Source organism: Pseudomonas sp. Pseusp11, from assembly GCF_047304405.1.
Classification (GTDB): Bacteria; Pseudomonadota; Gammaproteobacteria; order Pseudomonadales; family Pseudomonadaceae; genus Aquipseudomonas.
This window is the reverse complement of sequence record NZ_JBGLZF010000002.1, coordinates 170,550-183,162: the sequence shown is the minus strand read 5'-3', so window position 1 is coordinate 183,162 and position 12,613 is coordinate 170,550. Positions and strand designations below refer to the sequence as shown.

General features: G+C 55.0%; 14 protein-coding genes. 5 read left to right on the top strand and 9 right to left on the bottom strand.

All coding sequences use genetic code 11. The features are described from left to right. Positions 1–23: 23 nt before the first annotated feature. On the top strand, positions 24–992 hold the full coding sequence (locus tag ACCC96_RS02260; protein WP_413694883.1) for a metallophosphoesterase family protein: 969 nt from the start codon (positions 24–26) through the stop codon (positions 990–992). A gap of 14 nt (positions 993–1,006) precedes the next feature. After that, complete coding sequence (locus ACCC96_RS02255) at positions 1,007–1,315, top strand: cupredoxin family copper-binding protein (protein ID WP_007941931.1); 309 nt, start codon at positions 1,007–1,009, stop codon at positions 1,313–1,315. Between the two features lie 163 nt (positions 1,316–1,478). Here the strand turns inward: ACCC96_RS02255 and ACCC96_RS02250 are convergent, their stop codons facing one another. Genes ACCC96_RS02250 through ACCC96_RS02240 form a run of 3 tightly spaced genes read right to left on the bottom strand, consistent with a single transcriptional unit; the run spans position 1,479 to position 4,162 of the window. Further along, positions 1,479–2,123: a TetR/AcrR family transcriptional regulator gene (locus ACCC96_RS02250; protein ID WP_413694882.1), complete on the bottom strand. Its 645-nt coding sequence runs from the start codon at positions 2,121–2,123 to the stop codon at positions 1,479–1,481. Next, positions 2,110–2,961 (bottom strand): 3-hydroxybutyryl-CoA dehydrogenase, encoded by an 852-nt coding sequence (locus ACCC96_RS02245; RefSeq protein ID WP_019649226.1) that lies wholly within the window; start codon positions 2,959–2,961, stop codon positions 2,110–2,112. Before ACCC96_RS02245 ends, ACCC96_RS02250 begins: the two co-directional genes overlap by 14 nt. Before the next feature lie 16 nt (positions 2,962–2,977). Beyond that, on the bottom strand, positions 2,978–4,162 hold the full coding sequence (locus ACCC96_RS02240; RefSeq protein ID WP_413694881.1) for an acetyl-CoA C-acyltransferase family protein: 1,185 nt from the start codon (positions 4,160–4,162) through the stop codon (positions 2,978–2,980). 132 nt (positions 4,163–4,294) lie between these two features. Between ACCC96_RS02240 and ACCC96_RS02235 the strand changes: the two genes are divergently transcribed. Next, entirely contained in the window at positions 4,295–5,311 is a 1,017-nt protein-coding gene (locus ACCC96_RS02235) for an AraC family transcriptional regulator (RefSeq protein WP_413694880.1), read from the top strand. Positions 5,312–5,598: 287 nt separating this feature from the next. Here the strand turns inward: ACCC96_RS02235 and ACCC96_RS02230 are convergent, their stop codons facing one another. The 4 genes from ACCC96_RS02230 to ACCC96_RS02215 form a co-directional block, all read right to left on the bottom strand. Then, positions 5,599–6,273 (bottom strand): polysaccharide lyase family 7 protein, encoded by a 675-nt coding sequence (locus ACCC96_RS02230; RefSeq protein WP_026286569.1) that lies wholly within the window; start codon positions 6,271–6,273, stop codon positions 5,599–5,601. A 295-nt stretch (positions 6,274–6,568) separates the two neighbouring features. After that, positions 6,569–6,907, bottom strand: a complete 339-nt coding sequence (locus ACCC96_RS02225) for a hypothetical protein (protein WP_413694879.1) — start codon at positions 6,905–6,907, stop codon at positions 6,569–6,571. A 16-nt stretch (positions 6,908–6,923) separates the two neighbouring features. After that, positions 6,924–7,652, bottom strand: a complete 729-nt coding sequence (locus ACCC96_RS02220; RefSeq protein ID WP_413694947.1) for an XRE family transcriptional regulator — start codon at positions 7,650–7,652, stop codon at positions 6,924–6,926. A gap of 190 nt (positions 7,653–7,842) precedes the next feature. Next, positions 7,843–8,430, bottom strand: coding sequence for an HD domain-containing protein (locus ACCC96_RS02215; protein ID WP_018927968.1), 588 nt, complete (start codon positions 8,428–8,430; stop codon positions 7,843–7,845). A gap of 293 nt (positions 8,431–8,723) precedes the next feature. On the opposite strand from ACCC96_RS02215, the gene ACCC96_RS02210 reads away from it, so the two are divergent. After that, positions 8,724–9,101, top strand: a complete 378-nt coding sequence (locus ACCC96_RS02210; protein WP_081626537.1) for a c-type cytochrome — start codon at positions 8,724–8,726, stop codon at positions 9,099–9,101. A gap of 203 nt (positions 9,102–9,304) precedes the next feature. Here ACCC96_RS02210 and ACCC96_RS02205 read toward each other — a convergent pair whose 3' ends face one another. Together ACCC96_RS02205 and ACCC96_RS02200 are read right to left on the bottom strand one after the other, a co-directional pair. Beyond that, entirely contained in the window at positions 9,305–9,622 is a 318-nt protein-coding gene (locus tag ACCC96_RS02205; RefSeq protein ID WP_258673500.1) for a hypothetical protein, read from the bottom strand. 139 nt (positions 9,623–9,761) lie between these two features. Next, a complete protein-coding gene (locus tag ACCC96_RS02200) occupies positions 9,762–10,058 on the bottom strand; it encodes a hypothetical protein (protein ID WP_258673501.1) in 297 nt (98 codons plus the stop codon). 1,821 nt (positions 10,059–11,879) lie between these two features. On the opposite strand from ACCC96_RS02200, the gene ACCC96_RS02195 reads away from it, so the two are divergent. Continuing rightward, complete coding sequence (locus ACCC96_RS02195; RefSeq protein ID WP_413694878.1) at positions 11,880–12,548, top strand: GntR family transcriptional regulator; 669 nt, start codon at positions 11,880–11,882, stop codon at positions 12,546–12,548. Positions 12,549–12,613 lie beyond the last annotated feature (65 nt).

Below are 12,613 nucleotides of genomic sequence, written 5' to 3'. Positions count from 1 at the left end.
AGTCCGCTTGCGAGGACATACCGATGGACATTCAATCAATCCCACCAGTGCGCACCGACGACTTGCTGAACCCTGACCGCCGAACGCTGCTCAAGTGCTCGGCGTGGGCCGGGGCAGGGGTCATCTGGGCCCTGAGCGGCGGCATTCCCCGGGCCTTTGCGCTGGATGAGGCAGGCAACGTCGCCGACCCCAAGGCACTGGCCAGCACGTTTCACTTCGTGCAAATCAGCGACTCGCACATCGGCTTCAACAAGGAAGCCAACCCGGAGCCGGCCAAGACCTTACAGGTGGCGATCGACAAGGTCATCAAGCTGCCAAAACCGCCGTCGCTGATCCTGCATACCGGCGACATCACGCACCTGTCCAAGCCTGAGGAGTTCGACACTGCGGCACAATTGCTCAAGGGCCTGCCGTCCACCGTGCATTACGTGCCAGGTGAACACGACACCCTCGACGAGGGCGGCGGCAAGCTTTACCTGGAGCGATACGGCAAGGGCACCAAAGGCAATGGCTGGTACAGCTTCGATGACCACGGCGTGCATTTCATCGCGCTGGTAAACGTCTTCAACTTCCAGGCCGGCCATGAAGCCACCCTTGGCGCCGATCAACTGGCCTGGCTGGCCGACGATTTGCGGGCAGTGAAGACCAGTACACCCATCGTCGTGTTTACCCACATTCCGCTGTGGACGATCTATCAGCCGTGGGGCTGGGGCACCGAGGATGGTGATCAGGCGATTGCGATGCTGCGCAAGTACGGTTCAGTGACGGTATTGAACGGGCACATTCATCAAGTCATCCAGAAGGTCGAAGGCAACATCACCTTCCACACCGCCCGTGGCACGGCTTACCCACAACCTGCACCGGGTGCGGCGCCGGCACCGGGGCCGATGACGGTGGCCGCCGATCAATTGCGCAATTATCTGGGGATCACCGATGTGCGAGCGACACAGGGCGATCATCCGCTGGCGCTGATTGATTCGACACTGGTCTAGGGGAGGGCGGTCAGATGAAAACGCGACTGTTGGCGGTGGTGTGCCTGATGCTGTCGATGCCGGCGTGGGCTCAGGAGGTGAAGATCGATATCAAGGAGTTCATGTTTGCACCCAAGGATTTGACCGTGGCCGTGGGCACCAAAGTGACGTGGGTGAATGACGACCAGATTCCGCATACGGTGGCGGAAACCCACAAGGTGTTTCGCTCGGGGGCGCTGGATACGAATGACAGTTTTTCCTGGGTGTTCAATACGCCGGGAGAGTTCGAGTATTTTTGTGCGCTGCACCCGCAGATGATCGGGAAGATTGTAGTCACCCAGTAAACAAAGGGCGCTGGAAGGTTTAAAGACCGCAGCCTTCGACTGTTCCGACGTCTGCCGGCTCACTCAGCAGGTATCCCCAGAAATGACAAAGCCCCGAATAATCGGGGCTTTGTCGTACGGAATCTGCTGATGACGCAGTTCGAGGAAGCGCCGCTCAGGCTTGTTATTTCGTCGTTGGCTGCTGCGTACTATCGCCCGCGTTGGCAGTCGTCACCCAATTACGCGTCTTTGGCGCCAATAATCGCTCGATGGCGCCACTCACCATGTTTTCCATCAAATTATCGCGCTCTTGTTCATCCAGCGAATGTTGCATCAGCCAACTGGGCGCGCTGTTGAGCAAGGCTGCAATGGCTCGACCCGCGGCCCGTTGCGCCGGTTCGCTCACGCGGGGTTTGGCTCCGAGCATCAGCAGCAATTTGCGTTCGTATTGCTCGCGCAAGTGGCGGACCTGTTCCTGCTGCTCCTCGTTGAGGCAGCCACTGTCGCGCTCCGCCAGTCGAAAATGCCAGGGCATTTCCTGGTGCAGATTCAAGTGGGCGCGGATCAGGCTGTTGAGCCTGTCGCGTTTTGCCGGCGCCTGTTGCTCAATGCGCCCCAAGGTTGCCAACAGCTCCTCGTAGAACTCCTCGATCAAGTCGAGCAGCAAGTGCTGTTTGCTGGGGTAATGGTGATACAACGAGCCTGGGGTGAGCCCCAGGCTCGTCGCCAGCTCACGCATGCCGACCTGACCGAAACCCTTGCTGGCAAACAGCTCCAGCACCTTGCCCCGGTACTCGGCAAACCGTGAGCAACGCTCAGGCATAGGCATGGAAGCCACGCCCCGTTTTGCGTCCCAGGTAACCAGCGGCGACCATTTCCTTGAGCAGCGGTGCAGGGCGATATTTGCTGTCATTGAAGCCGTCGTAAAAGGCTTCAAGAATGGCCAGCACTGTGTCCAGACCGATCAGATCCGCCAGAGCCAGTGGCCCGATCGGCTGATTGCAACCCAGGCGCATGCCGGCGTCGATGTCTTCGGCGCTGGCCAGGCCTTCCTGAAACACCAGGATCGCTTCATTGATCATCGGCACCAGAATCCGGTTGACCACGAAGCCCGGACGGTTGCCCGCGGTGATCGCGGTCTTGCCGAGGGTCTTTGCCATGTCCAACGCCAGGGCGTGGGTGGCATCGCTGGTTTGCAGGCCACGAATCACTTCGATCAGGCCCATCACCGGCACCGGGTTGAAAAAGTGCAGGCCGATGAAGCGCTCAGGCCGGCTCACGCTGGCGGCGAGTTGGGTGATGGACAGCGACGACGTGTTGGAAGCGATCACGCACTCGGCGCTGACCTGCGCGGCGATCTGTTGCAACACGCGCAGTTTCAGATCGAGGTTTTCGGTGGCGGCTTCGATCACCAGTTGCGCGTTCAGCAGGCTGCCGTAATCAGTGCTGGTGCGAATCTTGTCGAGGGCGGCGAGTTTTTGCTCAAGCGTGAGCGTGTCTTTGGCGATCTGGCGATCGAGATTTTTATCGACGGTCGCGATTGCCTTTTGCAGAGCGCTCTCGGAAATGTCGATCAAGGTTACGTTGAAGCCGGCCAGGGCGCAGACTTGCGCGATGCCATTGCCCATGGTGCCGGCACCGATAACGCCAATGTTCTGTAGGTTCATGCGCATGTCCTTGTGATCAAACCCGTTCGAACAACACGGCGATGCCTTGGCCACCACCGATGCACATGGTCGCCAGGGCATAACGGCCCTGACAGCGATGCAGTTCATGAATGGCTTTGGTGGCGATGACCGCGCCAGTGGCGCCCACCGGATGGCCCAGCGAGATGCCCGAACCGTTGGGGTTGACCTTCTGCGGATCGAAGCCCAGCTCTTGCGCTACGGCACAGGCCTGGGCGGCGAAGGCTTCGTTGGATTCGATCACGTCAAGGTCGGCAACGGTCAGGCCGGCACGCTTGAGCACCAAACGGGTGGCGGGAATCGGTCCCAGCCCCATCATTGAGGGCTCAACGCCTGCGTGGGCATAACCCACCAGTCGAGCCATGGGCTTGAGGCCCTGTTCCTGAACAGTTTGACCGGTGGCCATGATCAGTGCGCCGGCACCATCATTGAGGCCAGACGCGTTGCCGGCGGTGACGGTACCGTCCTTTTTGAACGCCGGTTTCATGCGGCTCAATTGCTCGACGTTGACCTCAGCCCGTACATGCTCATCCGTCGCAAACGAAACCGTTCCTTTGCGGGTCGCTATTTCAATCGGCACGATCTGCCCGGAAAAACGCCCCTCGGCAATCGCCCGAGCTGCACGCTGTTGGCTGAGAAGCGCCAACTCATCCTGGACCTGACGTGTGATGCCATAGTGCTCGGCGATATTTTCAGCGGTGATCCCCATGTGGAAACCGGCAAACGGGTCTTGCAGTGCGCCAAGCATGTAGTCGACGGCCTGCATGTCGCCCATTCGTGCGCCCCAGCGCGCTTGCGGCAACAGGTACGCGCCTCGGCTCATGGACTCGACGCCACCTGCCAGCGCAGCGCCCGCATCCCCCAGCATCAAACTTTGCGCGGCACTGACAATCGCCTGCAAACCCGAACCGCAAAGGCGGTTGACGTTGAAGGCTGGGGTTTCTTTCGTCAGACCGGCATTCATCGCTACAACCCGGGAGATGTAGGCATCGCGTGCCTCGGTCGGGATCACATGCCCCATCACCGCATGACCGATGTGTTCGGGCGCCAAGCCTGATCGTTCGATAGCGGCGCGGCAAACGTCGGTTGCCAACTGAATAGGCGGCACATCCTTGAGTGAACCGCCAAAGCTGCCGATGGCAGAACGGACGGCGCTCACTACAAAAATATCGGAATGGTTCATGTTGGCTCTCTCGAACAGGTCTTTTTTGTTGGTCACAAGTCTAGAATCAGCAGCGCCACTGGCCTATGCCAAAACTGTTCAAGGGTGATGGCGTTTTTTGCCATGTTCAGATGTAACGAGAGAGGCATTCAAATGCGGGAAACGGATTCGGTGGCGGTTTACTTCATGTATCCCATGATCCATGCGTTGCGTGAGAAGCCGCAGCGTCTGCGGTCACTCCTTGAACAGGTGGGAATTGATCCGGCACTGATGGATCAGCCGACGGCACGGGTGCCGGCCACGGCTTTCGCCGCGTTGTGGCTGGCGCAGATTCGTGAGTTGAACGATGAATTTTTCCAGTTGGACTCCCATGGTATGCCACCGGGCAGTTTTGCCTTGATCTGTCGGGCATTGATTCAGGAGCCGACGCTGGAAAAAGCCATGCGTCAGTGCCTGGCCAATTTCGCGTTGTTCCTGCGTGATTTTCGCGGCACGTTGAGTGTGCGTGGCAAGCGTGCGGTCATCAGCTTGCAGACCCGCTCGCAGAACAGCGAGGTCAGCCGGCTGGGCGAAGAAACGTTTCTGGTGTTGATGATCAGTCTGCTGTGTTGGCTGGGCGGGCGGCGAATTCCCATCGATCGTGCGGACTTTCGTCATCAGCGTTTGTCGCTGCGTGATGACGCCTTGCTCTGGGGGCCCAACCTGACCTTTGGTACCGAACACACCGAAATCGAGTTCGCCAGTCACTACTTGCGGCTGCCGGTGGTTCAGGACCTTACCTCGCTGAAAGTGTTTTTGCGCACCGCACCGCAATGGCTGGTGATCCGCTTCCGCAACCAGCATGGGCTGGCATCGCAGGTTCATCAGCGCCTGCGCCATAGCCATTACAGCGAATGGCCGACCTTGCAGGACTTCGCCCTGGAACAGCACCTGAGCCCCAGTACCTTTCGCCGGAAACTGGGACGTGAAGGCTGTTCGTATCAGGAAATCAAGGATGAAGTGCGGCGCGGGGTGGCGTTTGAACGGTTGCGCCAGAGTAAGGCGAACATCAGCGATATTGCCGAACAGTTGGGGTTTCAGGAGCCGAGTGCGTTTCACCGTGCCTTCAAAAAATGGACGGGGGAGAGCCCGGGGCAATACCGTTTGCGGTTTCAAGGTCGTGATGATTGACCCATCCGGGAAGTCTTTTTGTGGTCTGTTTAGTTCGAGACGTGTTGAGCATTGCGCTCGGATATCTACTCGGCTGCACTCATCCGTTCCATACGCATCGGGAGGTGATCTGCGCGAGGTCGTCACCTCTGGCTCTGCCTGCGCCGGTCTCTGCCCGGCGTACTCAGTGGCTGGCCTGATTACCGGTCAGGTGCCTGCTTTGCTACAGATCACACTCCGATGCGCTCTCATTGAGAGGGGCGGGCAGTTATCGTCAGGCTGACGTGACGCTGGTTGTCATGCTCGCATCAGAGGTGGGTGATGGAAAGGTCGCTGATGATGCAGACCGAACCGTCTTGCGGGTCAGTGGTGTCGGAGTAATCGATCTGGTTGTACACGCCGCCGTGGAAGGCGAGAGTTTTCGTGTCCCAGGTGTTGTCGAGGCGCATGATTGCAGAGGTGGATTTGACGCCATTACAGCTCGCCGAGACGGATACAGCGCCGCTCGAATTGGCGTGAATGTTGATTTTGAAAAGTGCACCGAGTGGCACGTCTTCCAGAATCGTAGTGTTCACCGGGTCTTCCTGGAGATAGCTCGACCGAAATCCCATCGTGATTCGGCCTTTGTTCCAAAACACTTTTACAGGTGGCCTTTCCGAACCCTGAACATGAATCTGGCTGATCACAACCTTCTGCAGCGAGTTGACCTTCGTGACTCGCATTTCTTGTCGGTTCCAGTGGTCAGCAGCGCTGGCGAACAACCAATAGCCTGGCTCTTTCCACTCGCAGCGCGTCCGCAGGGTGCTCTTGCTCGAAGCACCGAGCGTCGGCGCCGTCATTTGCAGCGAGCCATCTGGAAGCATCGAAACAACTTCCGGGCATTCGAGCAGTGCCCGCCAGCCGATCAATTCGAGCGCGATCGGGTTGGTGTCGGAGATTGGAAGCGGTGTAGCGATTGTGTAGTTGCTGATGTCTACGGTCATGGTCATTTCCCTATTTCATTTGATGTCACCCTTTGCTCAGTTGAGCCTTACGCTTGGTGCTGCTGGGCCTGTGATGCGTTGGCTTGAATTGAAATATAGGTATTCCCGTAATTAGTGTCAATGGGTATTCCCATAATTCAGCCGCTCCCACATTCCTATGGTGAGAGGGGGTCTGTATTTGGTGAGATTGGATGCGCTGAAATTCTTCTTGGGAGTGCAGCCACGCGCAGTACGACGAACGCCTCAAGCTCGTCCAGGCATCGAGGAGCGGCGTCCAGTAGCGCGTGTATTTGATCTATTTTGCTAAGACTGCACGTTGGAGCCAATTCTGTCTTTCTGCCTGGGTGCAGCGTATCGAGTCCATGCGACGGTTAAGTGCCAGGGATTTCGAAGGGTCATGAGCCTTGAAAGCGGCAGAAAACCCGTTCAAGCCAGCAATATCCCGCATTTCAAAATAAAGCAGGTCGCTGAGATATTCGCATTGCTCCAGCCGATCAGCCTCAGTGGTGGGCATCGGCGCCGAGTCGATTTGCTTCTCGAATTCCGTTTTTTCCTTAGGTTCGCTGCTGCAGCCGGAAAGGAGTGTCGCCAGCAAGAGGCCGGCAATTTGTGACGTGCGCATCTTCACTTCCATTTGAAATACTCTTCCTTCAGCGCGAATACATCGCCCACCAGAACACATGTCCCAGAATCGAAATCTGCTGCTCCTGGATTTGCTGGAACGTGTAGTCCTCGTCCGGATGCTCGTCTCGGTTAAAGCTTCGCAGGCGAATTCCGGTGGGTGTGCGGTACACCTGCTTGACCCTTAGCTGGCCGTGGTGGTTGATTGCGTACATCTCGCCGTCGACGATATCGCTCAATGTATTCTTGCCGACATTCACGCCAACTGTGGCACCGTCGCGCAGCACCGGCAGCATGCTGTTGCCGCTCACCGCCACGCACTTCGCGTTGCTGAACTGAACGTTGTTGTGGCGAAGGTCTTTCTTGAAGAAGCGCAGCCTGGCGCTGGCGCTTTCGGCAATCGCGAATCGGCCGGAGCCCGCTGCTAACTCCACTTCCTGGAGAAATGGCACGTAAACCTCGTCGTCATCGAGCGGGGTTTCGTCATCCCATGTCTCAATGTCTGACATTGCCACGTTTGGTTGAGTGCGCTCAGCGGCTACTGCAACACCTTTGAGCATGTCGCCACTGCCTTCAGCGAGCCACATAGGGGAGACACCACAGACCGAGGCAATCTGAGCAGCAAAGGCCGTCGCCTTCGATTTGCCGCGCTCAAGGTCGGAAATTGATGTCTGCGTGAGGCCGGCGCGCTCGGCAAGCTCGGTCTGGTTCAGACCGGCATGGCGACGGGCGATTTTGAGTCTTTCTTTAAATTCCATCCGCGAAGTATTACGGGCGCTCCCATACTCTTGCAAATCGGTATTCCCATAATTATGTGGTATGGGGGTTCCCGTATGGGCGGCCCCCCCCAAAAAAAAAGCGCTCAATGTCTGGAAGCAATGCGTGCCGTGCAACAACCACAAGTCCGGTGACATTGTGATCACCACAGCCAGGGCGGGCTCGCTAAATTCAGAGCCGCATCATTGGCAGTGGGCTCAGTGGGTTCGTTAGCAGTCGTTTGAGCGAAAGCTGAACTAAGCGAATGTGAAATCCTGCATCAGGAAAGGCCGAGAATATCTCACGTCGCTTCTGTCGTGAGAGTCCAAAAGTAACCGCACCACGGGAGACGTCGACCCAATCGGCTTTGCGAAATACCTCTGCAAGGTTCTGTGGATCGCGATGGGACCGAGTTATTTTATGGTGGTTGCGAATGATCAAGATAATTTCTTGCGCCCAATCCAGCTTGTCGATTTCCTGAAGGAAGTCTTCTGCCAATTGCTCTGAGGGGGGCAAATAATCAAACGTCTTGGCCGTCCATATACCAAGATCATGAAATACCCCGGCCAAAACTATCTTTTCTAGATTCACAGCGTCCAGCGTACTGAGCGAGCAACAAAAGTTGATGACTCGGTACACATGATTTCGGTATCCGGTGAAGTCATTGCCGAGGTTTCCGGCATAGCGCTGAAGCAGTTCGTCCAGCAGCTCAATTTTGGTGAGCACTGTTCCATCCTCCTTGTTTGGAGGGGCTACTTTATAGGCTTGGATGCCTTGCATAAAGGCGCCCAGTGGAGAATGCGAAATTGCACTCCACTTGAACACCCGTTTGCATCGACCTGACCAGTCATTTGCATTCGTTCTGACTACCGATTGCATTGGATTCGAGCAGCATGCTTTGCAACCATGTACGGCAGAGAACGGCCAGAAGCGGTCGGCGGGATGCGCCTGGAAAACGAGTTGATTCAATGGGCATCAGAAATGACGGTGCGTGCGGACACGATGGCTGATATCTTTCCTGCGCACCAAATTGCCTCCAGTCGGCGCTGATCCCATCAAGGAAGATAGAAACAATGAAAGTGTTATTCATCGCTTCGCTAGGAATTGCATCGCTAATTCAAGCATCACTATCCTTCGCGGATAATGTTAATGGAAAAAATCTCTATTTACAGCGATGCAGCATGTGCCACGGAGTAGATCTTAAAGCAACAGGACCATTGGCTAATAAAAGCAATCCTCCTACGCCTGATCTAACAACATCCGCTTTCAAAAAGCGATTAAATGATTATCCGGGCGTAATTGTATCATCGATAATACTTCGTCCAAATGGAGACTTGATTCCAAGAACGTTGCGAGAGAATGGTGTAAAGCTATCGCCGTACGCTTGGAGGATTAAAGATCTACGCGATTTAAATGAATACATGGGTGGTGTGATTTCAAAGAATCGATGATTTTAGAGATGAGAGGCAGGCACAGAAATTTAAATGCCATTTCAGGTTTCAGGGCTTGTGGGGCAATGCCGGTGAGTCAGTCGACCTCGCGCGGGCACATCGATAATGAACAATCTCCGATTAATACAAGCTCGGGTGGCTCTTCGCATCAAGCAGCAGTCGGCTGCGGTCGTGACAGGCAAGTAACGGCCAATAGCGGCCCTTCATAGGCGGCTGCTTTCGTCCCCTGTAAACGGCATCTCCAGGGTCTTCGCGATTCGGGCCAATATCTTTGTGCATTCTTCAGAAACAATAAGCGGTGGCTCATTAATCATGTAAAGCAGGTGTTCGAACGCTATTCCAGCCTCGTTGTGATCGACATAATCGAGAACGATTTCACCACCATTCTCTAAACCTGCCTGAGCTAACGCATGGTCATCCGGTACTGGGCCGGTTTGTTCGTATGCAATGGACATCAGCGCGGTGATTTCCTTGAGCGCCTCTATGAAGTCGGTTCTCAAGTCGTGGTTATGGCCGCTCACTAAAAACGCTCCTTCGATTAAGATAACTTGCGGTCAGCATGCCTCTGGTCGATTGCGGCCCATCGAGATCGACTGCCAACGACCAAAAGCGGACTGAATGAGTTTTTCGATTCACTCTGAAGGTAGAGCGGGCTGGCGCTCACTCATAAAACTTGCCAGCCAACAATATGGTCGCGCAACGCAGCCATACGTTTGATACCGGAGCATTCGATAGAGAGCTCCTGCTACTGGCGCTCGCCCAAGCAGCCGCTGCATCAAGAAACGTATCTACAGACCCATTTTCCCACCCCAAGGCACCGGGTCCATAGGGGGATGATGGCGTCGTCTTCTTCAACACACGCTCATTGGAAAAATCAGAACCAAGCGCCTCGATAAACCCGATGAACGATTGCTCATCGTTTACGCTTTCCAACAACTCATAAAGATCTACAGACATAGGCATCCTTGCATCGGCGGATTAGCGAAAGAGTGCTGGCCGGCATGCTGCTATGCAGTTAGATGGACAGTCAACCTCTACCATTGCCAGCGTCCGCTTTGGGGCGTTTTCAGTCGGTCGCGGCCGGCTGAAAACGGCCATTTCCGGTCAACCGTGACAGATACAAACTCGCCAGCAGGCCTTGCTGCGGCTCCAGATTTTTGCCTGGAGTGGGAGACGAGCATATCGGATTAACATTCCAACATTCTCAATGTCACATCTATCACATTTCATGTCGCAGATAATTGAGAACCTGCGACAGACTTGCGTGATATCACAAAGCCTTTACTGTCAAGCCCGAGTGAGTCGTCGCATAACTTAGAAGTTATGCGACAGTTTTTTAACGCCGCTACACCAGTATCAACGCGCAAGGTCAATCGTAAAAAGTGAACTCACTCATCTTGAACGCTGCGCCCACGGCCACCCCTAAATTCATACGTTCGTTAGTCATCATCAGCCATATGACCATGCGAGGGGTGTATTGCCGCTTACCTCACGTAAATTCCCGAGACGGCTCCCCATTAATATGTATGGCTTGAGTGAGGCAGTAGCCGCGATTTCTGACTGCGCGAAAGAGATGCCTTCCTCCAGCGTTTTTCTTGAATTTTATTTGCAGTCTACTCAAACTCATCTCCAGGCCGCGATAGCGCTCAGGATCTCTCCCAATACTACTAATTAGCTCTGCTCTACTGATTACGCGCTCCTCCTTGAGGAGCATGTTTTTTACAATGATGCCCTCAATATTTGTTAAGTGTATTTGAATGGCGTCGTCGAATAAGATTCGATTATTTATATCAAGCTTCCAGCGTTGAGGGTGTTGAAGTGATATCTCTGCAAATTTTGTCATGGTTTCTGATTATAAAATTCATGAGTGCAACAAAAAACAAATCGCAAAAACATTACTTATTTTTGTCTTCCGCAATGTAGTTCTAGGGGCGTGTTTTTAAGGGTGAGTTTTATTAAGGTGAGTGCACGGTAGGTCGTGGGCTTTCAGTAATATATTTGTAGGCTGGACATTAAGCGCTTACTAATAAAACTCTTAATTGTCCAGATTCAACGTTGAAGCAGGTAATCGTAGGATGTATCGATCAGCCGTGGCTGGATCGACCGCTCACTCATTGTCTCTTCTCCATTCGTGGGAAATGCGCAGATTTCTCCATAGATATTTCGTGCCCGTGAGAGCCCTGGGCTTGCTGCGCAGGCTTGAGGAGGAGTTTATAGGCAGGGCGTGCCAGCCTTTCATTTGGCGACAGCGCTTTTTCATTTCATGACAAACCATAACCTTTGGTTAATCTGACAATGCACATAGCTTGTTTGAGTCAGTTTTTGCGTGGTGGTCATGCCCCTCTCCAGACGTACCAATATGTCGTCAGTGGTGTGCAAATTCGCGGATGGGGTCTGAGAGTACGAAATCCTGAGGGGTCAGCTTTGGGCCATTCTCTGCCGGTCATGTTCGCGAACCTGCTCCCATGCACCGAGCCGTGAGTTGCACTTTGCGTGTCCGAGCTGGAAAAAGCGGATTCGCTTGAAGTGACGGAACGAAAGACTTCGGGGGGCATTCGGCGAAATGATTTGTTACCTGGATACCATTTTTCACCCATTTGGGGCGCACTGGGCCATTTCGTAGCACACGGCGAGTACCACGCTGAAGTGAAGATCATCGCTTCTTGAGTCGAAACTCCTTTCCAATTAAGCGCTTGAAGCAGTGCTACACAGTCTGGCACGGTTTCTGCTTTTTTGAATCCATGGATAATTGGATACAAAACTGCAAAAGGTGACTTTATGCAATTCGCTCCCGCTTACATTGAGCGTCAGCCCCTGACCGCCGAGGAGGAGGCTTACAACTTTCTGCTGGAAGCGATCTGTGGCGGCCGTTACCGCAAAGGCGACCGGTTGATCGCCGAGGACATCGCCACTGAGATCGGCATGAGCCGCATGCCGGTGCGCGAAGCCTTCCGACGCCTCGATGCTCAAGGCCTGGTGACCTTGCGGCCTAACCGCGGGGCGATAGTCAGCGGCCTGAACATCGACGAACTGCACGAAGTCTTCGAGATGCGCAGTGCCCTCGAGGGCCTGGCCATCCGCGTCGCCGTGGCCAAGATCGGTGAGCGTCAGCTGGCGGCTCTGGAACGCATGCTGGACGAGATGGATGACTACCGCGACGAAAGCGCGGAATGGGTCAGCCGTCATCGGGCTTTCCATGAATACCTGTGCAGCCTCAGCGGCCGTCCGCGTTTGATGAAGCAAATCTCGGCCCTGTACTCGCTGATCGAAGCGCCCATGCGCCTGTGGCTGCAACACGGTGAAAAGCCCTTGAGTGCCCGCCAGGAACACGCGGTGATCCTTGATGCCATTCGCTCAGGCGATGCCGACAAGGCCGAGTCGGTGGTGCGTCAGCACATCGAGGGCACAGTGCCGGCGCTGATTCAGTTCCTGCAATCGGAAAAATAGAGTCGGGCTCGAGCCCGACCGTGTGTTGACTTTGAGTACTGCCCCGTTACTAAACAACTGGAGTG